Origin of the sequence: Embleya sp. NPDC008237 (genome assembly GCF_042956465.1) — a bacterium.
In the GTDB taxonomy this organism is placed as follows: domain Bacteria; phylum Actinomycetota; class Actinomycetes; order Streptomycetales; family Streptomycetaceae; genus Embleya.
This window is the reverse complement of record NZ_JBIBGL010000015.1, coordinates 178,164-199,149: the sequence shown is the minus strand read 5'-3', so window position 1 is coordinate 199,149 and position 20,986 is coordinate 178,164. Positions and strand designations below refer to the sequence as shown.

At 71.4% G+C, this 20,986-nt stretch carries 15 protein-coding genes; 12 read left to right on the top strand and 3 right to left on the bottom strand.

Going from position 1 to position 20,986, the window contains the following annotated elements; genetic code table 11:
* The first annotated feature begins 2 nt into the window (after nucleotides 1–2).
* The 6 genes from ruvB (at nucleotide 3) to ACFZBU_RS34020 (ending at nucleotide 8,305) form a co-directional block, all read left to right on the top strand.
* Nucleotides 3–1,091, top strand: coding sequence for a Holliday junction branch migration DNA helicase RuvB (gene ruvB / locus ACFZBU_RS34045; RefSeq protein ID WP_391587571.1), 1,089 nt, complete (start codon nucleotides 3–5; stop codon nucleotides 1,089–1,091).
* A 150-nt stretch (nucleotides 1,092–1,241) separates the two neighbouring features.
* Nucleotides 1,242–1,709 carry a preprotein translocase subunit YajC gene (yajC, locus tag ACFZBU_RS34040; protein ID WP_391587570.1) on the top strand — a complete coding sequence of 156 codons (468 nt, stop codon included), beginning with the start codon at nucleotides 1,242–1,244 and terminating at the stop codon, nucleotides 1,707–1,709.
* Between the two features lie 174 nt (nucleotides 1,710–1,883).
* The gene (secD, locus tag ACFZBU_RS34035) at nucleotides 1,884–3,635 is read left to right on the top strand and encodes a protein translocase subunit SecD (protein WP_391587569.1); all 1,752 of its coding nucleotides are present in this window, start codon (nucleotides 1,884–1,886) and stop codon (nucleotides 3,633–3,635) included.
* A complete protein-coding gene (gene secF, locus ACFZBU_RS34030) occupies nucleotides 3,635–4,798 on the top strand; it encodes a protein translocase subunit SecF (protein ID WP_391587568.1) in 1,164 nt (387 codons plus the stop codon). Before secD ends, secF begins: the two co-directional genes overlap by 1 nt.
* A complete protein-coding gene (locus tag ACFZBU_RS34025; protein ID WP_391587567.1) occupies nucleotides 4,798–5,355 on the top strand; it encodes an adenine phosphoribosyltransferase in 558 nt (185 codons plus the stop codon). Before secF ends, ACFZBU_RS34025 begins: the two co-directional genes overlap by 1 nt.
* A gap of 154 nt (nucleotides 5,356–5,509) precedes the next feature.
* Complete coding sequence (locus ACFZBU_RS34020; protein WP_391587566.1) at nucleotides 5,510–8,305, top strand: RelA/SpoT family protein; 2,796 nt, start codon at nucleotides 5,510–5,512, stop codon at nucleotides 8,303–8,305.
* A 184-nt stretch (nucleotides 8,306–8,489) separates the two neighbouring features.
* Here the strand turns inward: ACFZBU_RS34020 and ACFZBU_RS34015 are convergent, their stop codons facing one another.
* The 3 genes from ACFZBU_RS34015 to ACFZBU_RS34005 all read right to left on the bottom strand — a co-directional run bounded on the left by ACFZBU_RS34015 (nucleotide 8,490) and on the right by ACFZBU_RS34005 (nucleotide 14,365).
* Entirely contained in the window at nucleotides 8,490–11,384 is a 2,895-nt protein-coding gene (locus tag ACFZBU_RS34015) for a protein kinase (RefSeq protein WP_391587565.1), read from the bottom strand.
* A gap of 806 nt (nucleotides 11,385–12,190) precedes the next feature.
* On the bottom strand, nucleotides 12,191–13,420 hold the full coding sequence (locus tag ACFZBU_RS34010; protein WP_391587564.1) for a DUF349 domain-containing protein: 1,230 nt from the start codon (nucleotides 13,418–13,420) through the stop codon (nucleotides 12,191–12,193).
* A gap of 105 nt (nucleotides 13,421–13,525) precedes the next feature.
* On the bottom strand, nucleotides 13,526–14,365 hold the full coding sequence (locus tag ACFZBU_RS34005) for a peptidylprolyl isomerase (RefSeq protein ID WP_391587563.1): 840 nt from the start codon (nucleotides 14,363–14,365) through the stop codon (nucleotides 13,526–13,528).
* Nucleotides 14,366–14,680: 315 nt separating this feature from the next.
* On the opposite strand from ACFZBU_RS34005, the gene ACFZBU_RS34000 reads away from it, so the two are divergent.
* The 6 genes from ACFZBU_RS34000 (at nucleotide 14,681) to ACFZBU_RS33975 (ending at nucleotide 20,785) form a co-directional block, all read left to right on the top strand.
* A complete protein-coding gene (locus ACFZBU_RS34000; protein ID WP_391587562.1) occupies nucleotides 14,681–15,376 on the top strand; it encodes an MBL fold metallo-hydrolase in 696 nt (231 codons plus the stop codon).
* Nucleotides 15,377–15,390: 14 nt separating this feature from the next.
* Complete coding sequence (gene hisS / locus ACFZBU_RS33995) at nucleotides 15,391–16,650, top strand: histidine--tRNA ligase (protein ID WP_391587561.1); 1,260 nt, start codon at nucleotides 15,391–15,393, stop codon at nucleotides 16,648–16,650.
* Nucleotides 16,647–18,470: an aspartate--tRNA ligase gene (aspS, locus tag ACFZBU_RS33990; RefSeq protein ID WP_391587560.1), complete on the top strand. Its 1,824-nt coding sequence runs from the start codon at nucleotides 16,647–16,649 to the stop codon at nucleotides 18,468–18,470. Before hisS ends, aspS begins: the two co-directional genes overlap by 4 nt.
* Before the next feature lie 323 nt (nucleotides 18,471–18,793).
* Nucleotides 18,794–19,357: a hypothetical protein gene (locus ACFZBU_RS33985; protein WP_391587559.1), complete on the top strand. Its 564-nt coding sequence runs from the start codon at nucleotides 18,794–18,796 to the stop codon at nucleotides 19,355–19,357.
* A complete protein-coding gene (locus ACFZBU_RS33980; RefSeq protein ID WP_391587558.1) occupies nucleotides 19,354–19,866 on the top strand; it encodes a hypothetical protein in 513 nt (170 codons plus the stop codon). Before ACFZBU_RS33985 ends, ACFZBU_RS33980 begins: the two co-directional genes overlap by 4 nt.
* A 106-nt stretch (nucleotides 19,867–19,972) precedes the next feature.
* Nucleotides 19,973–20,785, top strand: a complete 813-nt coding sequence (locus tag ACFZBU_RS33975) for a vWA domain-containing protein (RefSeq protein ID WP_391587557.1) — start codon at nucleotides 19,973–19,975, stop codon at nucleotides 20,783–20,785.
* Nucleotides 20,786–20,986 lie beyond the last annotated feature (201 nt).

The window sequence follows — 20,986 nt, the reverse complement described above, 5'->3', positions numbered from 1 at the left end:
CGATGACGCAGGACGGCGAACGCCTGGTGACCGCCGCGGCGGACGGCGAGGACCAGGCCGTCGAGGCCGCGCTGCGGCCGAAGAACCTCGACGAGTTCATCGGCCAGGAGCGGGTGCGCGAGCAACTGTCCCTGGTGTTGACCGCGGCGCTGGGCCGCGGCGGCACCGCCGATCACGTGCTGCTGTCCGGTCCGCCCGGGCTCGGCAAGACCACGCTGTCGATGATCATCGCGGCCGAGATGGGCGTGCCGATCCGGATCACCTCCGGCCCGGCCATCCAGCACGCCGGCGACCTGGCCGCGATCTTGTCCTCGCTGTCCGAGGGCGAGGTGCTCTTCCTCGACGAGATCCACCGGATGTCGCGGCCCGCCGAGGAGATGTTGTACATGGCGATGGAGGACTTCCGGGTCGACATCATCGTCGGCAAGGGCCCCGGCGCCACCGCGATCCCGCTCGACCTGCCGCCGTTCACCCTGGTGGGCGCGACCACCCGGGCCGGGTTGTTGCCGCCGCCGCTGCGCGACCGGTTCGGCTTCACCGGCCACATGGACTTCTACGCGCCCGCCGAACTCGAACGGGTGCTGAACCGCTCGGCACGGCTGCTCGACGTCGAGCTGTCCGCGGAGGGCGGCGCCGAGATCGCCGGCCGCTCGCGCGGCACGCCCCGGATCGCCAACCGGCTGCTGCGCCGGGTCCGCGACTACGCGCAGGTCCGCGCGAACGGCAAGGTCGATCGGGACATCGCCGCCCGCGCGCTGGACGTGTACGAGGTGGACGCGCTGGGCCTGGACCGGCTGGACCGGGCCGTCCTGCAGGCGCTGACCACACTGTTCGGCGGCGGTCCGGTGGGCCTGTCCACGCTGGCCGTGGCGGTCGGCGAGGAGACCGAGACGGTCGAGGAGGTCGCCGAACCGTTCCTGGTCCGCAGCGGTTTCCTGGCCCGCACCCCGCGCGGTCGGGTGGCCACCGCGAAGGCCTGGCTGCATCTGGGGCTGAACCCGCCACAGGGGGCGCTGCCGGGGCAGCACGGTGCACAACAGAGCGTGTTGTTCGACAACGGGGCCGTGACCGGTAAGGATGCAACCGAGTGAGGCCGGTGCGTGTCGGGAACGCACGCGGTCGGTAGTCGTTGTTCCTGTAGTAAGTACCCGTCTAGACTCCGCCGAGGCTGCCGCACCGTGGCCGGCCGAGTGTCACCGTCCGGGCCGCCGAGCGGCCTTGGGAAGGAATCGTTTCAAGCCGTGGACCCGCTTACCCTCCTCCTGCCAGTAATCATCGTCGTGGTGTTCTACTTCCTGATCATCAAGCCCGGGAAGGCACGCCAGCGACAGGCCATGGAAACGCAGAACTCGCTGGTCCCGGGCGCCGAGGTCCGCACGATCGCGGGGCTGTATGCGACGGTCACCGAGGTGGAGGACGATTCCGTCATCCTTGAGGTCGCGCCCGATGTGCACTGCCGCTTCGTCAAGAGCGCCATCGCCGCCGTCCTGTCCTCCGGTGACGACGCCGACGAGGAGCACGACGACGAGCACGAGCACGAAGACGACGCCGAGGCCGGCGACGACGTCGTGAAGCTCGACAAGAAGCCCGAGGCCGTCGAGGACTCCGCGGCCGAGGACACCAAGACCGTGGACGTCACCAAGTCCGAGGGCGCGAGCAAGGCGTCCGAGGCCGGCGACCGGCTGCGCAAGGACGACAAGCAGGACTAGTTCGGCTCGTGGTGGTGCGGTGGTCCTCGGACCACCGCAGAGCAATACAGTCATGTGACCGGGGGTGACACCCCGGATACGACAGCGTCCGGCATCCTGCCGGGCGCCGTGCCGTGCCAGGCGGACGTGGCCAAGGCCCGTCCGCGGCGGCATCGAGAGGGAGATTGGGCGAAGGTGGCAGCACCGAAATCGAGTTCCCGAGGGCACCCGGGACGGGTCCTGGCCTTCATCGGGGTCGTGATCGTCGCGCTGTACGCGATCATGTTCTCGACCGGGGACAAGACCCCACGTCTGGGCATCGACCTCGCGGGCGGCACCAGTGTCACGCTCACCGCCAAGGCCGACCAGGGCCGCAACGGTGCGGTCAACAAGTCGAACATGCAGACCGCGGTGGAGATCATCCGCCAGCGCGTCAACGCGTTCGGTGTGTCCGAGGCGGAGGTGCAGACCGAGGGCGACCGCAACATCGTCATCAGCATCCCCAAGGGCAAGAACGAGAAGGAGACGGCGGAGCAGGTCGGTCAGACCGCGAAGCTGTTCTTCCGCCCCGTTCTGGAGGCCACGGCAATCACCCCCCAGGGTGGGACCAAGCTGCCGCTGACTCCGCCGTCGACGCCGCCCGCGAGCACCCCGCCGGCAAGCACGCCGCCCGCGGCCGAGCCGGGCAAGCCGCAGGGTCGGGTCATCCCGAACCTGAAGGACGCGTCCGGCGCCCCGACCCCGCCGCCGTCGACGCCGCCCGCGAGCACCCCGCCCGCCACGCCTCCGGCGAGCACCCCGCCGGCCGGAGCCGACGCGAACGGCATCACGCCCGAGCTGCGCGCGAAGTACGCCAACCTGGACTGCTCCCTCCCGGAGAACCGCGGCCTCGGCCCGGTGCCGGCCCCGGAGGACCAGCCGACCGTGGCATGCAGCCGCGATCAGGGCGAGGGCGAGGAGAAGTACATCCTCGGTCCGGTGCTGATCCCCGGCACGGACGTGGACTCCTCGAAGGCGCAGCTGCCGCAGAACGGCAGCGTCGGCGGCTGGGAAGTCGAGCTGAAGTTCACCGACGCGGGCACCAACAAGTTCACCAAGATCACCGGTGACCTGGCGGCGGGCAAGTACCCGACCAACCGCTTCGCGATCGACCTGGATGGTGTGGTCGTCTCCGCGCCGTCGGTGAAGGCGGAGATCCCCGGCGGCAGCGCCGTGATCTCGGGCAACTTCACCCGCAGCTCGGCCAAGGACCTGGAGAACGTGCTCAAGTACGGCGCGCTCCCGCTGTCCTTCACCAAGAGCGACGTGACCACGGTGTCCGCGTCGCTGGGCGGTGACCAGCTCCGGGGCGGTCTGATCGCGGGTGCGATCGGCATCGTCCTGGTCATCCTGTACTCGCTGTTCTACTACCGGGGCCTCGGCCTGGTGAGCATCGCGAGTCTGGCGGTCTCGGCGGCCCTGACCTACGCCATCATGTGTCTGCTCGGCCGAAGTATCGGCTTCGCACTCAACCTGCCGGCGGTGTGTGGCGCGATCGCCGCGATCGGTATCACGGTGGACTCGTTCATCGTGTACTTCGAGCGGATCCGGGACGAGATCCGCGAGGGTCGCACGTTGCGACCCGCCGTGCAGAAGGCGTGGCCCCGGGCCCGGCGCACCATCCTGGTGTCCGACGCGGTGTCGTTCCTGGCCGCCGCGGTGCTGTACGTCGTCTCGGTCGGCAAGGTCCAGGGCTTCGCGTTCACCCTCGGCCTGACCACGCTGCTCGACGTCGTGGTGGTGTTCCTGTTCACCAAGCCGCTCATGACGATCCTCGCCAAGCGCAAGTTCTTCGCGGACGGCCACAAGTGGTCCGGTCTCGATCCCGAAGCGCTCGGTGCCAATCAGCGCCAGTCGTACCGCAGCCGTCGCCCGCGTGGGCGCGCTGCCGGCGTCAAGGAGGCGTGATGAGTCGCTTCGGTGACATCAAGAACATCGGCGTCCGGCTGCACCACGGCGACGTCTCGTTCGACTTCGTCGGCCGCAAGAAGTTGTGGTACTCGATCTCCGCACTGATCCTGCTGCTCGCGGTCGGCGGTCTGCTCGGCCGCGGGCTGCACCAGGGCATCGAGTTCAAGGGCGGTTCGGTCTACACGATCGAGCACACCTCGGCCTCGCAGAACGACGCCCGCAAGGCGGTGGAGCCGTTCACCGACGGCACCGACGCCATAGTGCAGAAGGTCGGCGGCGACGGCCTGCGGATCCAGATCGCGGAGTCGGACGCGGACAAGACCAAGGAGGTCTCGGCGGCCATCGCCAAGGACCTCAAGGTCGCGCCGGACAAGGTCAACACGCAGGTGGTCGGTCCCAGCTGGGGCAAGGAGATCTCCAAGAAGGCCCTGCAGGGCCTGGTGATCTTCATGATCCTGGTGGTGATCTACCTCACCTTCGCCTTCGAGTGGCGGATGGCCGTGGCGGCGCTGGTCGCGCTGATCCACGACATCGTGATCACCATCGGTGTGTACGCGCTGGTGGGCTTCGAGGTGACGCCGGGCACGGTGATCGGTCTGCTGACGATTCTCGGTTACTCCCTGTACGACACCGTCGTGGTGTTCGACACGGTCAAGGAGAACGCCAAGAACATCACCAAGCAGACCAAGCTCACCTACAGCGAAGCGGCCAACGCGGGTCTGAACCAGACCCTGGTGCGGTCGATCAACACCACGGTCGTGGCACTGCTGCCGGTGGCGTCGCTGCTGTTCGTCGGTGGCGGTCTGCTCGGTGCGGGCATGCTCAAGGACATCGCGCTGTCGCTGTTCGTGGGCCTGGCCGCCGGTGCGTTCTCGTCGATCTTCATCGCCACGCCGATCCTGGCGGACCTCAAGGAGCGGTCGCCGGAGATGCGGCAGCTGGCGAAGAAGGTGGCCCAGCGCCGGGCGGCCGAGGCCAAGGCGGCCCAGGCCGCCGAGGCCTCCGGGATTCCCGCGGATCGTGCCGAGGGTCACCCGGACGTGGACGAGGCCGGCGAGTCGGACGACGACGAGACCGTACCCGCGCAGGGCGGTGCGCCGCGTGCGGGCGCCTCGCGCGGTCGGGCGCGCACTCGTCCCGGCGGCAAGAGGAAGCGTTGATGGCCGACGAGGCGATGCCGGACGAGGAGCTGCACAAGCTCCTGGAGAGCCGGATCCGGGACGTGCCGGACTGGCCGCAGCCGGGCGTGGTGTTCAAGGACATCTCCCCGCTGCTGGCCGATCCGGTCGCGTTCGCGGCCCTGGTCGACGCGCTGGCCGAGCGCTGTGCGGGTCGGGTGGACAAGGTGGTCGGGATCGAGGCCCGAGGCTTCATCCTGGCCGCGCCGGTGGCCTACCGGGCGCGGGCCGGATTCGTTCCGGTGCGCAAGGCGGGCAAGCTGCCGTGCGCGACGTTCGCGCAGTCCTACGAGCTGGAGTACGGCTCGGCCACACTGGAGGTGCACCAGGACGCGTTCGAGCCCGGTGACCGGGTGCTCGTGATCGACGACGTGCTCGCCACCGGCGGGACCGTCGAAGCCACGATCGACCTGGTCGGGCGGGCCGGCGCGGAGGTGGTGGGGGTCGAGGTGCTGCTCGAACTCGGCTTCCTGAACGGCCGGGCGCGGCTCGCGCCGGTGCTGCCGGAAGGCACGCTGGAGTCGTTCATCGTCGTGTGACACGCCGCCGAAGGCGTGTCGACGGAGGCCGGAGGCGCCCCTGCCGGGGGAGCCTTCGGCCTTCGCCGTTGCGGCGGCTGCCGTTCCGGATGGCCGAGTCGTGAGGGCGTGGGTCAGTACGATGGAAGTTCCGTCATCTGTGGGAGGAGTTCCCTTGCCGGACGAGGTCGCGCCCGTCGCGTCGTCCTCGGGGGATGCCGTCGAACACGCGGCTCCCTCGGACGACGCCACACGTGCCACACCGGGCCCCTCGGGCCATCCTCCGGTGGGCGCCGGAGGAGCCGACGAGGCGGTGACCCGTGCCCGGCCCGACGCCGAGCCCGCGGAGCCGGTGGCGACGCCGGCGGACGCTCCCGGGCAGGCCCCCGCCGAGCGCCCGGCCGCGGCCGGACCGGCCGCCGCCGAGCCGAAGGGTGCCGAGCCGGCGGGTGCCGAGCCGAAGGACGCCGGGTCCGGCGGGGCGCGCGGGAGCGAGGCACAGGCTGCGGCGTCCTCCGAGGACAGCGCCGACGGACCGCGCGGCAGCGACGGCCACAGTGGCCCCGCCGCCGGTGCGGCCGGGCCCGAGGCCAGGGGACCCAGACCGGCCGCGAAGGCGGCGCCGAGCCCCGCGGGCGCCTCGCGCGGCGGCGGCACAGAGCGCTCGCGCTCGCTGCGGGTGGACGGTCCCAGCCGGGTCCGCGCGCGGCTGGCCAGGCTGGGCGTACAGCGCAACAGCGTGTACAACCCGGTCCTGGAGCCGCTGCTGCGAGTGGTCCGGGTCAACGACCCCAAGGCCGACCTGCGCCAGATCGAGCGGGCGTACACCACCGCCGAGCGCTGGCACCGGGGCCAGCGGCGCAAGAGCGGCGACCCGTACATCACCCACCCGCTCGCCGTCGCCACCATCCTGGCCGAGCTCGGGATGGACCCGCCGACGCTGATGGCCGGGCTGCTGCACGACACCGTCGAGGACACCGACTACGGGCTCGACGCGCTGCGCCGCGACTTCGGCGACACCGTGGCGATGCTCGTCGACGGCGTGACCAAGCTGGACAAGGTCAAGTTCGGCGAGGCCGCACAGGCCGAGACCGTGCGCAAGATGGTCATCGCGATGGCCAAGGACCCGCGGGTTCTGGTGATCAAGCTCGCCGACCGGCTGCACAACATGCGCACCATGCGCTACCTCAAGCGGGAGAAGCAGGAGCGCAAGGCCCGCGAAACGCTGGAGATCTACGCCCCGCTCGCGCACCGCCTGGGCATGAACACGATCAAGTGGGAGCTGGAGGACCTGGCGTTCGCCATCCTCTACCCCAAGATGTACGACGAGATCGTGCGCCTGGTCGCCGAGCGGGCACCCAAGCGGGACGAATACCTGGCCCTGGTCACCGACCAGGTGCAGGGCGACCTGCGCTCGGCGCGGATCAAGGCCACGGTCACCGGGCGACCGAAGCACTACTACTCGGTCTACCAGAAGATGATCGTGCGCGGCCGCGAATTCACCGAGATCTACGACCTGGTGGGCATCCGGGTCCTGGTCGACTCGGTCCGCGACTGCTACGCGGCGCTGGGCACCATCCACGCGCGCTGGAATCCGGTGCCGGGGCGGTTCAAGGACTACATCGCGATGCCCAAGTTCAACATGTACCAGTCGCTGCACACGACGGTGATCGGCCCCGAGGGCAAGCCGGTCGAGTTGCAGATCCGCACCTTCGACATGCACCGCCGGGCCGAGTACGGCATCGCCGCGCACTGGAAGTACAAGGCCGAGGCGGTCGGCGCCAAGGGCGCCGCGAAGACCGACACCAAGCCCGCGCGCAAGGGCGAGAACCCGGCCAACGACATGGCCTGGCTGCGCCAGCTCCTGGACTGGCAGCGGGAGACCGAGGACCCGGGCGAGTTCCTGGAATCGCTGCGCTTCGACCTCTCCAGCCAGGAGGTCTTCGTCTTCACGCCCAAGGGCGACGTGATAGCGCTGCCGGCCGGCTCGACCCCGGTCGACTTCGCCTACGCGGTGCACACCGAGGTCGGACACCGCACGATCGGGGCCCGGGTCAACGGGCGGCTGGTCCCGCTGGAGAGCCGGTTGGACAACGGCGACCTGGTCGAGGTGTTCACCTCCAAGAGCGAGACCGCGGCGCCCAGCCACGACTGGCTCGGCTTCGTCAAGTCGCCGCGCGCCCGCAACAAGATCCGCCAGTGGTTCTCCAAGGAGCGCCGCGAGGAGGCGATCGAGCAGGGCAAGGAGGGCCTGACCCGGGCCATGCGCAAGCAGGGCCTGCCCTTGCAGCGGCTGATGTCCGGCGGCGGCGACACCCTGGTCACCCTCGCGCACGAGCTGCGCTACCCGGACATCTCGTCGCTGTACGCGGCGATCGGGGAGGGGCACGTCTCGGCGCAGACCATCGTGCAGCGCCTGGTCGAGTCGCTCGGCGGCGAGGAGGGCGCCTCGGAGGACCTCGCCGAGGCCACCCGGCCCACCACGACCCGCCGCCGGCCGCGCTCGACCGGGAACCCCGGGGTCGTGGTCAAGGGCGTCGACGACATCTGGGTCAAGTTGTCCCGCTGCTGCACGCCGGTGCCGGGCGATCCGATCATCGGTTTCGTCACCCGGGGCAACGGCGTCTCGGTGCACCGGCAGGACTGCGGCAACGTCGAGTCGTTGTCCCAGCAGTCCGAGCGGATCGTCGACGTCGAGTGGGCACCGACCGCGTCCTCGGTGTTCCTGGTCGCCATAGAGGTGCAGGCGCTGGATCGTTCGCGGTTGTTGTCGGACATCACCCGGGTGCTCTCCGACCAGCACGTGAACATCCTGTCCGCGTCGGTGGCCACGACCCGGGACCGGGTCGCGGTGAGCCGGTTCACCTTCGAGATGGGCGACCCGAAGCACCTGGGGCACGTGCTCAAGGCGGTGCGCGGGGTCGAGGGCGTATTCGACGCGTATCGGGTGACCAGCGGGCGGCAGCAGTAGGCGGGTCGGCACGCGGAGGGCTCGGCGCGCTCGGGGCGGCGTGGCCGAGAAGGTCGTGCCGGCCGCGGCAAGGGTCGGCGCGCACGCACGCACACGGGGCGGCGCCGGGAGTGATCCCGGCGCCGCCCCCTGCCTGTTGTGGTCGCTCGGCCGCGTTCCGTCGGGTCGAGCGAGTTCGGCGTGCTCAGCCGCGGGGGCCGCGCCAGACGGTCATCGAGACCTTCCAGTACTGGCTGGGGCCCGAGGTGGACGGGATCTCGTTGATCCGGACGGTGCCGACCAGGCCGTTCTTGGTGTCCTTGGTGCAGATCACCGAGCCCACCTTGAGGTAGGTGAACGGCAGCTGGTTGTTGTTCGCGTACCGGGTCTCGCCCAGGCAGGTCTGGAAGTCGCTGGGCTGCCCCGGGTCGAGCAGCACCATCTCCCTGCCCTGGATGTGGTTGCCGTCGCTGTAGAAGTACAGGACGCCCGCCGTGTCGTCGCTGCTGCAACTGCCCTTCCACGTGGTGGTGTAGCTCAGGCCGACGCAGTAGCCGTTGGGTACGTCCAACTGCCGCTCGAACAGCACGCCGCCCTCGGCCACGCCGCCGGCGGTGGCGATCGCGGTCGCGCTCTCGCCGGGGCGGGCCGCGATCGACGGCGCGCCGGTGGCGGTGGAGGTGGACGTCGGGGCGCCGGTGCGTTTGGCGCTCGTGGTCACGGACGGGGTCGGCGTGGCGCCGGTGGGAGCGTTCGGGCTCGGGGTCTGCGACTGGGATCCGGTCTTCGCGGCGGGGGACTTGTCCTCGTCCTTGTTGCGCAGGCCGATCGCCAGGCCCGCGCCGGCGGCGGCCAGGACCAGTACGGTGACCGCCGCAATCAGCGCGCGGCGCTTGCGGCGGCGGCCCACGGTCGGGTCCTTGGGCGGACTGGGGGGTTGCTCGTTGACCCGGCGGGTGACCTCGGCGACCAGGGTCGGCGGCAGCCAGCCCTCGCCGATCTGGAGCCGGGTGCCCTCGGAGGCGACCCGACACAGCTCGATCACCTCGTGCGGGGTCGGACGCCGCTCCGGGTCCTTGTCCAGGCAGCGTCGTACCACCGGCAGCAACTGCGCGGGTACGGCGGACAGTTCGGGTTCCTGATGGACCACGCGGTAGAGCACCGAGCTGTCCGTGCCCTCGCCGAACGCGGACATCCCGGTGGCCGCGTAGGTGGCCAGCGAGCCGAGTGCGAAGACGTCGGTGGCGGGCTTGGAGGGCAGGCCCCTGGCCTGCTCGGGGGCCATGAACGCGGGAGTCCCGATGCTCATCCCGGTCCGGGTGAGCGGCGTGGCGTCGGCGGCCCGGGCGATGCCGAAGTCGATCACGCGCGGTCCGTCGGCGGCCAGGATCACGTTGGACGGCTTGAGGTCGCGGTGGATCACACCCGCCTGGTGCACCGACTGGAGCGCCTCGGCGACGCCGGCCATCAACACCAGAACGGTCTCCGCGGGCAGCGGACCGTGCCGGTAGACGGCGTCGTAGAGGGACGGGCCCGGGACGTAGGCGGTGGCCAGCCACGGCTGCGCGGCTTCCGCGTCGGTGTCGATCACCGGGGCGGTGTACAGGCCCTGGACGCGCTGGGCGGCGGCCACCTCCTGGCGAAAGCGCCGGCGGAACTCGGGGTCGTCGGCGAACTCGCCCCGGATCACCTTGATCGCGACGGGCCGCCCACCGGGCGTGTAGGAGAGATACACCCGCCCCATTCCGCCCGAGCCCAGCCGGGCCCGGAGCAGGTAGCCGCCCACGGTGCGCGGGTCGTCGCCTTCCAGCGGCGCGAGCACGGCCCGGTCGGGGCCGTCCCAGGAGGGCACGACGGGGGCGCTGCCGGCTTCGCGCACGACGGCGGAGGAGCGCCGGTCGGAGGGCCGCTCCACGACGGGCGGCCGCACGGTGGCGGGCTCCCCGGCGGAGGCAGGGGCCTGGCGATGGGCGGCCAGGTTGGGATTGGGCTGGGTGGGCTCGACGGCGGGCCGGTGGAGCGGGGCGATGGGTTCGTCGGGCGCGGATGCGGATGGGGGTGGGGGCGTGGGGGCGGTGTGCGGGTCGGGGGTGGACTGGGCCTGGGTGGGCTGGTGGGTGGGGGCGGCGGTGGTTTCGTCCGACGCGGACGCGGACGCGGACGCGGAGGCGGGAGCGGATGCGGCCGGGGGCGTCGGGGCGGTGATCGGTGCCGGTGCCGGGGTGGGCCGAGCGGCTTCGGGGGAGGTGGTGGGGCCGGGGGGTGAGTCGCTCTGGAGCGCTTCGAGGATCGGGGCCACGGTGGTTTCGTCGGATGCGGACGTGGATGCCTGCGGGGGCGTCGGGGTTGTGGTCGAGTCCGAGGCGGGCGGCTGGGTGGGTTCGGCGGAAGTGGCGGGGTCGGCGGGGGAGTTGCTTTGGGGCCCCTCGTTGCTCGGCGCGACGGTGGTTTCGCCGGACGTGGACGTGGACGTCGGTGTGTGCGGGGCCGGGGGCGTCTCGGCGGCGGCTCCGGCGGGGGCCGGTGGTTTCGGCGGGGAGGCCGGCGCGGGCGTCGGGTCGGCCGCCGGTGCGGTGGCGGCGGGAGTCGCGCTCGGCTGCTCGGGGGGCGGAGCGGTGGGCCTGGCGGGGGCCGCTTCGACCGGAGGCGTGGTGGGCGGCGTCGGCGGAGCCTGGGTCGGCGGCGGGGGCGTGCCGGGAGCGGCGGCCGAGGGCGGCGTCGCGGGCGCGGCCGGGTAGACCGGAGGCGGCGGCGTGTTCGGGGCCGGCGGCCGGCCGATCGACGGGGCGGCGCTCGGCCGAGGCGGCGGCGGGGGCGAGGACGGTGCGACGGGGGCGGCCTCGGGAGCCGGGCCGGCCAGATGGGCCGCGGCCACCTCGCGCCACTTGGCCTCCCAGCCGGTGGGGACCGCGCCGCAGGCCGACACGATCGCCATCGTGACGGTGAGCGAGGGCAACATCGCCCCGGACAGCGCCGCCGCCAGCACCGTCTCGTCGATGCCTGCGCGCCGGGCCAGTTCGGCGGCCGGCACCTCGCCCGCCGCGTCCCGGATCGCTCTCAGTGCGGCGGCGAATTCGATCAGCGGATCTGGCTGAGACATGGGTGCTCCCCCGTACCTGTTTCCTGAACCGGTGGTGATTGCGGGTCACATGATGATGGATCGCATGGCTCGAAAGCACCTCGGCCACGAAACCGGAAGCAACCCGTAGCCGTCACCTGCCGGCACCGAACCCCCGCGACCCGCGGCCCCGTTCGGCCGCCCCGAACACACTCGCGAGCTCCGACGCCGGAACACACGCCCGCCCCGAACTCCCAAGTGCCGGGAACTGTACGCCTCACCGCCCACCCACGGCGGCACCGCACGCACGACGGACACCAGACACCCGTCGCCCGCCCACCTCGCACGGCGGTGTCGCGCCCGCCTGCACCCCGCGTCCGCCCCAACCTCGCACTCTCCGGCTGCCCTTGCCCGCCCGTCCCGCGCCCTCACCTCCGCGCCCACCACCCGCCCGCGGCGCGTGTCCGCCCGTTTCGTACTCACCGTCGGGCTGCGACCGGGATCGCGCGTCCGTGCCGACTTCGCGCCGGCTGGGTGCCTTTGCCTGCCTCCCGCGCGCCCCTGCCGCCGCGCCCACCCGTCTCGCGTTCGGCGGGCCGTACGGTGTCCGTCCGTCTCATGCTCGCCGCCGGCCTGGGTCTGGCGTCGTGCGTCTGCCCCAGCCGCACGCTCTCCGGCTGTCCTTGCGTGCCTGCCTGCGATCCGCCGGTGGTTTCGACGGCTGCGCAGGGCGAACTTGGGCGAGTGACGTATGCGGGCGTGGGGAAACGGGCGGACCCGGGTCGGCATGTTGCCGGCCCGGGTCCGCCCGTACCTCGTGTTCGCCGCCGCGCGGATGCGCGGTTCGCTCAGCCGGAGAACTCCTCCAGGGCCTTGTTCGCCTCGGCCAGCCACTCCGCGCGCGCCGCGATCGATTCCTCGGCCTCGCGCACCTTGCGCTCGTTCCCGGCCGCCCGGGCCTTCTCCGCCTGCTGGGTCAGCTTGTCGATGGACGCCTGGATCTGGTCCACCGCGGCCTGCGCCCGCGCCCGAGCCTCCGGGTTGGTGCGCTTCCACAGCTCTTCCTCGGCCTCGCGGATCGCCCGCTCGACGCTCTGCAGGCGGGCCTCCATCTTCGGCCGGGCATCGCGCGGGACGTGGCCGATGGCCTCCCAGCGATCGTTGATCGAGCGCAGCGCGGCCCGCGCCGCCTTGACATCCGTCACCGGGACGATCGTCTCGGCCTCGACGAGCAGCAGCTCCTTCGCGGCCTGGTTCTCCCGCTGCTCGGAGTCGCGCTCGGCGAACACCTCGCTGCGCGCCGCGAAGAACACGTCCTGCGCGGCCCGGAAGCGCTGCCACAGCTCTTCCTCGACGTCGCGCTGGGCCCGACCGGCGGCCTTCCAGTCGTTCATCAGGTCGCGGTAGCGCGCCGCGGTGTCGGTCCACTCGGTGGACGTCGACAGCGCCTCGGCCGCCTCGACCAGCTTCTCCTTGACGCGCTTGGCGCTGTCGCGCTGCCCGTCCAGCTCCGCGAAGTGCGCCTTGCGGCGCTTGGCGAAGTTGGACCGGGCCTGCGAGAACCGGTGCCACAGCTCGTCGTCGGCCTTGCGGTCCAGCCGCGGCACGGCCTTCCACGCGTCCACCAGCGCGCGCAGCCGCTCGCCGGCCGGACGCCAGTCCGTGCTCTGGCCCAGCTGCTCGGCCTCGGCGACGATGCGCTCCTTGGCGCCCTGCGCCTCCTCCTGCGCCTTGGCGCGGGTGGCCTTGCGCTCCTCGCGCTTGGAGTCCACCACGGTCACCAGCGCGTCCAAACGCTTGACGAGCGATTCCAGATCGCCGACCGCGTTCGCGTCGACGATGCTCGCGCGCAGGCGCTCGATCGCGTGGTGGGCGTCCTTGGGAGCGAGGTCGGTGGTCCGTACCCGCCGCGCGAGCAACTCCACCTCGACGGCGAGCCCCTCGTACTTGCGCCGGAAGTAGGCCAGGGCCTCGTCCGGGGAACCCGCCTGCCACGAACCGACGGAGCGCTCACCGTCCGCCGTCTTGACAAAGACGTTTCCCTGCTCGTCCACGCGGCCCCACGGGTCGCTGCTCACAGCGGCCTCCTTCGATGCTGAATGCGGCGCACTTTACACAGGACCCCGGGGCGCGGGCCGGGCCGAGCCCCGGGAGTCGCCGTGGAACATGCGTCCGGTCGGTTGCTACTTGGCCACGGTCACGCTGTCGAGGACCACGTTCTCGTGCGGCGCACCGTCGCTGCCGCCGTCCGCGGTACCCGCGGCGGCGATCTTCGCCAGCACGTCCATCCCGCCGGTGACCTTGCCGAACGGGGTGTAGTTCGGCGGGAGCTTGCTGTCCCCGGTGACCAGGAAGAACTGGCTCCCGTTGGTGCCCGGGCCCGAGTTCGCCATCGCGACGGTGCCGGCCGGGTAGGACGCGGTGCCGTCCGGGCCCGCCGTACCGAGATTCTCGTCGACGAACTTGTAGCCGGGGCCGCCGGTGCCCGTTCCGGTCGGGTCGCCGCACTGGAGCACGGCCAGACCGCCCGTGGTCAACCGGTGGCACTTGGTGTGGTCGAAGAACTTCTTGCCCGCCAGGAACGCGAACGAGTTCACCGTGTGCGGCGCCTTCGCCGCCTCCAGCGCCACCGTCACCTCGCCACACGTGGTCTTGAGGGTCATCGTGTACGCCGCCTTGGTGTCGATCGACATCGCGGGCTCGGTGGCGAACTGCTCCTTGGTCGGCTCACCCGGAGCCGGTGCCGCACACGTCTTCGGTTTGGCGTCGGGGGCCGGCGACTGCGGCGCCGAGGGCTGGGCGGTCGGCGTGTTCGACGCACCCGCGTTCGTCGACTTGTCGTCGTCGTCATTCGCCGCCACCGCGAGCCACGCCCCGCCACCGGCCACCACGACCACCGCCGCGACCGCTGCGATGACCTGGTTGCGCCGGCGCCGACGTGCCTGTGCGGTCCCGCGTCGCTGCTGCTGGCGCTCGAACTTCTCGCGCGCGAGCTGCCGCTGGCGCTGCTGTTTGGTGACCACCGCGTGCTCTCCTGGATTCGAACGGACTCGATGACGGACTCGATGTGGATGGACTCGACCCGGACGCCCGACGGCCGAACGAGGGCCGGGGGAGGCCTCCCGGTGCCGTGACGGGATCCGTGCACCGGTCCCGACCTGCGGTGATCCCACAGGCCCGGAACCGACCGCAGCTCGCGCACAGTCTAGGCACGCACCCCCTGAACCGGTTCGCGATCCGCCCCCGCGCGCCGGTAGTCTCGTACCTGATTCCCACGTCCGCCGCATACTTCCGTGCTTGCCCCGCCGCCGGAAGACCCCGAGACCGAGAGGACGAACGTGATCGTCGCCGGGTTCCCCGCAGGGTCCTTCCAGACCAACTGTTACGTGGTCGCCCCTGCCGCCGGTGAGGAATGCGTCATCGTCGACCCCGGGCAGGACGCGTTCGACGGCGTACAGGACATCGTCCGTGAGCACCGGCTGCGTCCGGTGGCCGTCGTGTTGACCCACGGACACATCGATCACATGTTCTCGGTGGTGCCGGTCTGCGCCGAGCACAAGGTGCCCGCGTGGATCCACCCGGACGACCGCGACATGCTCTCCGACCCGGCCAAGGGCCTGTCGCTGGGCGTGGGGCAGCAGTTGTTCGGCGGGATGACCTTCACCGAACCCGAGGACGTGCGCCTGCTCACCGACGGCGCCGTGCTCGACCTCGCCGGCCTCGAGCTGACGGTCCATCATGCGCCCGGCCATACACAGGGGTCGGTGGCCTTCGGCACCCAGGGAAGCGCGGACATCCCGCCCATCCTGTACTCGGGTGACCTGCTGTTCGCCGGCTCCATCGGACGCACCGACCTGCCCGGCGGCGATCACGCGCAGATGTTGCGCTCGTTGTCCCGGGTGTGTCTGCCGCTGCCGGACGAGACCGTCGTCCTGTCCGGCCACGGCCCCCAGACGACGATCGGCCGCGAGCGCGCGAGCAACCCTTATCTGCAAGAGCTGACGCCGCCCGCGGGACCGCACCGAGGAATGTGACGGATTTTCATACCGTGAGTACCTTCAACGCCCCCAAGGGCACCTTCGACATGCTTCCGCCATACTCGGAGACGTTCAACCGGATCCGGATCCAGTTCGGCCTGGAGCTGCGCGACGCGGGTTTCCAGTACATCGAGACCCCCACCTTCGAGGAGACCGGCCTCTTCCTGCGCGGAGTCGGCGAGTCCACCGACATCGTGACCAAGGAGATGTACACGTTCGAGGACCGCGGCGGCCGCTCGCTGACGCTGCGCCCCGAGGGCACCGCGGCCGTGATGCGCTCGGTGCTCCAGCACAACCTGTACGCCGGCCGACTGCCGGTCAAGCTGTGGTACTTCGGCTCGTACTACCGCTACGAGCGCCCACAGGCGGGCCGTACCCGCCAGTTCACCCAGGTCGGCGCCGAGGCGATCGGCAGCGACGACCCGCTGGTCGACGTCGAGATGATCGCGCTCGCCGCCGAGGGCTTCATGAAGCTGGGCCTGCGCGACTTCCGGCTGCTGCTCAACTCGCTCGGCTGCCGCGAATGCCGGCCGGTCTACCGCGCCAAGCTCCAGGAGTTCCTGCGCGCGCTCGACCTGGACGCCGAGACGCACGCGCGGATCGAGATCAACCCGCTGCGCGTGCTCGACGACAAGCGGCCCGAGGTGCAGGCGCTGATCGCGGACGCCCCGCTGATCACCGATCACCTGTGCGAGGCGTGCGCCGAACACCACACGTTCGTGCGCGGCATGCTCGACGAGTTGGAGATCGCCTACGAGGACACCCCCCGGCTGGTCCGGGGCCTCGACTACTACAACCGCACCACGTTCGAGTTCGTCCACGACGGGCTCGGCGCACAGTCGGCGATCGGCGGCGGCGGGCGCTACGACGGCCTGTCCGAGGACCTCGGCGGCCCCGACCTGCCCTCGGTGGGCTGGGCCCTGGGCATCGGCCGCACGATGCTCGCGATGGAGGCCGAGGGCCAGGCCGTGGAGACCCCGGCCGATTGCGACGTCTACGGCGTCGCGATCGGCGACGCGGCCCGGCGCGCGGTGTTCGGCATGATCACCCAGCTGCGGATCGAGGACATCCCCGCCGACATGGCCTTCGGCGGGAAGAAGCTCAAGGGCGCCATGAAGGCCGCGTCGCAATCCGGCGCCCGCTACGCCATCGTCGTCGGCGATCGTGACCTCACCGAGGGCGTCGCCCAGATCAAGGACCTGTCGAACGGGGACCAGACCCCGGTCCCGCTCGACCGGGTCGTCACCGTCTTGAAGGAGAAGCTTCAGTGATCCGCACCCATGACGCCGGGACGCTCCGCGCCGAGCACGCCGGCCACACCGTGACGCTCGCCGGCTGGGTGGCCCGGCGGCGCGATCACGGCGGCGTGGCGTTCGTGGACCTGCGGGACGCGTCGGGCACCGTACAGGTGGTCTTCCGCGACCTGGCGACCGTGCACAACCTGCGCTCCGAATTCTGCGTGAAGATCACCGGCGACGTGCGGGTGCGCCCCGACGGCAACGAGAACACCGACATCCCCACCGGTGCGATCGAGGTCGTCGTGGACGACTTCGAGATCCTCTCGGAGGCGGCGCCGCTGCCCTTCCCGATCGAGGAGTACACGCCGGGCACGGTCAACGAGGAGGTGCGGCTCAAGCACCGCTACCTCGACCTGCGCCGGGCGCCGATGGCGCGCAACCTGCGGCTGCGCTCCAAGGTGACCCGGGTGATCCGCGAGGTCATGGAGGACCACGACTTCCTCGACATCGAGACGCCGTACCTGACCCGCTCCACGCCCGAGGGCGCCCGCGACTTCCTGGTGCCGGTGCGGCTCCAGCCGGGCTCGTGGTACGCGCTGCCGCAGTCGCCGCAACTGTTCAAGCAGCTGCTCATGGTGGCCGGCATGGAGCGCTACTACCAGATCGCGCGCTGCTTCCGGGACGAGGACTTCCGGGCCGACCGGCAGCCCGAGTTCACCCAGTTGGACGTCGAGATGTCCTTCTGCGACGCCGAGGACATCCTGGCGCTGACCGAGAAGCTGATCGCGCGGGTGTGGCGCGAGGTGCACGGCGTGGAGATCCCGCTGCCGCTGCCCCGCCTGCCCTACGCCGAGGCGATGGCGCGCTACGGCTCGGACAAGCCGGACACCCGCTTCGGCTGCGAACTGGTCGACCTGACGGCCTACTTCGAGGGCACCTCCTTCCGGGTGTTCCAGGCCGAGTTCACCGGCGCGGTGGTGATGCCCGGCGGCGCCGCGCAGACCCGCAAGGAGCTGGACGGCTGGCAGGACTGGGCCAAGGCGCGCGGCGCGCGCGGTCTGGCGTACGTGCTGGTCGATGCGGAGACCGGCGAACTGCGCGGCCCGGTGGCCAAGAACCTGTCCGAGGAGCACCTGGCCGGGCTGGTCGAGGCGACCGGCGCGGCCAAGGGCGACTGCATCTTCTTCGCGGCGGGTCGGCGCACGGCCTCGCTCGAACTGCTCGGCGCGGCCCGGCTGGAGATCGCCCGCCGCGGATCGCTGATCGACGAGTCGAAGTGGAACTTCCTCTGGGTCGTCGACTTCCCCATGTTCGAGCCGATCGAGGACGCGGCCGGCAACCACCAGGGCTGGCACGCGATCCACCACCCGTTCACGGCGCCGACCGCGGAGTGGCTCGACGGGTTCGACAAGAACCCGGGCGAGGCGCTGTCGAACGCGTACGACATCGTGCTCAACGGAACCGAGATCGGCGGCGGTTCGATCCGTATCCACCGTCGGGACGTGCAGGAGCGCGCGTTCGCGGCGATCGGGATGTCGGAGGAGGAGGCGCAGTCGCAGTTCGGCTTCCTGCTGGACGCGTTCGCGTACGGGCCGCCGCCGCACGGCGGAATCGCGCTGGGGCTGGACCGGTTGGTGGCGCTGCTGGGTGGGGCGGACAGCATCCGCGATGTGATCGCCTTCCCGAAGACCGCTTCCGGTGGGGACCCGTTGACCGGGGCGCCGTCGCCGATCACGGTGCAGCAGCGGCGGGAGGCGGGGATCGACGCGAAGCCGAAGTCGGGCTCGGGTGAGGGCTCGGGCTCGGGTTCGGGGGCGGGCTCCGGGTCGGGTGGCAAGGCGGACAACGGCTAGGTGCCGAGAAGGCGTGACTTCCTTCGTGCGGGCGGGTTGGGACGGTCGAAGTAGTAGCCGCCCCGGCTCGTTTGTGGGGACCGTTCGGCGCCGGCGTCCCGGATGCACTCCGCTTCGTCGTCGGGCCCGCTCGTGGTGATCGAGGGCGGCCGAGCCAATGGCTCGGCCGCCCTTCGGCGTTGCCGTTGCGGTTGCCGGATTTGTCGACTCGGTGGAGTAGCCGAAACGCTTCTGCACAGGCTCGGAGCAGCGGTGCCGAAGCGTGCCTACCTTGGAAGTCGAGCCGGTGCAGGGCCGGTTCGTACGACCTCGGGGAGGCCGACATGGCGGTGGAGCTGACGAAGCGACGGGTGCCGGCGGAGTACGTGACGCGGTCCATCGTGCTGGGGCGCGGCTGGACGCAGGGTGCCATCGTGCGCTTTCTGGCCGAGCCGGACGGGACACTCGCCAACCTGCGCTATCGGGGATCGCCACCGACCCGGCTGTACGCGATGGCGCGGGTCCAGGCGATCGAGGGCACGCGCGAGTGGCAGGAGTGGTTCTTCGTGTCGCGGCGACGGCGGGCGGGGGTGGTGGCGGATCCGGGAAGTGTGGTCGGGGCCGGCGAGCGGAGTGAGCCGCCGGTGGAACCGGCGGGAGCGGTGGCCGGCCCGCTCGACGGCGGTGTGCCGGGCGATGGTGGCGGCGGCGATGTTGTCGAGGGCGCGCGTGCCGGCGGGCATGCGGGCGGAACGCGTAGGGATGATGCGGTCGTTGCGGTCGGCGCACATGTCGGAGCCGAGCGAGATGCTGGGGTGGGTCGAGGTCGGGACTCGAAGGACTCGAAGAGTTCACGGGGCTCGAATGGCTCGCAGGGCTCGAAAGGCTCGAAAGGGGAGGTCGCATGAGCCACACCGTGCACATCAATCCGCTGCGCTGGTTCACCGATGGCGAGGGTGGCCTGGAGTTCGTCGAGTCGTTCGGCACGCCGGTGCCGGCCGACCTGCTGGAGGAGGCGCGTGCCGCGTCCTATCCGGAAGTCGGCGACGTGCTGGCGGTGTTGCGCGCCGAAGGGTTGTCCGCCCGCTGTTGGTTCACCCTGTGGGTCGACGGTGCGGAGGTGCCGGATCCGTTGCCGGCGCGGCCGGGGGCGGCCGATGGCGACCACCTGGGCGGGTTCGCGGTGGCGGTCGCGGGGGAGCGCAAGCGGATCGGGACGGACGAGCCGGCGTCCGGGCTGACCTTCCGGGCTCCGGGGGCGGGCGCGGCGGAGCGGGCGGTGGCGGCGCTGGCCGAGGCGTTCGGTCCGCAGGTGATGTGGGCCGGGGACGTCGGCGACGTCGTGGTGGTGCCGCCCGGGCTGACCGCGGCCCAGGTGCGGGCGCGACGGGCGGGGTGCGACATGGCCGATTCGTGAGGGATCTGCCCCTGTTCGCAGGGGCGGCCGATCTGGGAGCGTAGGCCGGGGAAGCCCCCGTGAGGGGGCGGCCACCCGACTCGCTCGACTGCTGGGAGCCCTCGCCATGCCCTTCTCGCTGTTCGGTCGCAAGAAGTCGAAGCCGGACTCGTCGGCGGCTGCCGCGCCGCCCGCCACCGCACCCTCGGCCACCGTGCGCAGCGGCAGCGGCTCGGCGGTCTCGCTCGACAAGATCGAACGCTCCGCCCCCGGGTTGGTCAGCCTGTACAAGGCGGCCGGGGTCAGCCTGGAGAAGAACCGGCTGGCGGGTGTGCGCGCCGCGGTCTACCTGGTGCTCGACCGCTCCGGCAGCATGGCGCCGTTCTACAAGAACGGCAGCGTGCAGGCGCTCGCCGACCGGGTGTTGGCCGCAGCGGCGCACTTCGACGACGACGGCTCGGTGCCGGTGATCTTCTTCGACACGAAGGCCTACCGGGCCGAGGAGATCTCGCTGGACAACTACGGTGGCCGGATCGCCGCGCTGCACAAGAAGCTCGGCCATATGGGCACCACGGACTACGTGTCGGCGATGGAAGCGGTGATCGCGCACTACCGCTCGTGTGGTGCGACCGACCCGGCCTTTGTGATCTTCCAGACGGACGGAGCGCCGAACAACGCCAAGGCCGCGGAGAAGGCCATCTGCAAGGCGGCCGAGTTGCCGATCTTCTGGCAGTTCATCGGCTTCGGCCGGGACGAGTTCCGCTTCCTGCACCGACTGGACGACCTGCCCGCCCCCAAGTACCGCGTGGTCGACAACGCGGGCTTCTTCGAGGCCGGCGCGGACCCGCGGCGCATGCCCGACGCCGAACTGTTCGACAACCTGATGAACGAATTCCCGGAGTGGCTCCAGACGGCGAAGGCCGCGGGGGTTCTTCGCTGACACGGCGCCGCCCCCACCGGTGGCCGGGGCGGGTGGCGCCGGTCGACGCCGGCGCCACGACCGGGGACGCCGGAGCCGGGGGCGCACTGCGATCCGGGCGGTGGTGCATTGGCTCCGGCGGGGCGGTGGCTCGGCCGGCCGGGCGGTGGTGGCCTCGGCTTCCCGGGGCAGTGGCTTCGGTGGTCGCGGGGCGACGGTGCC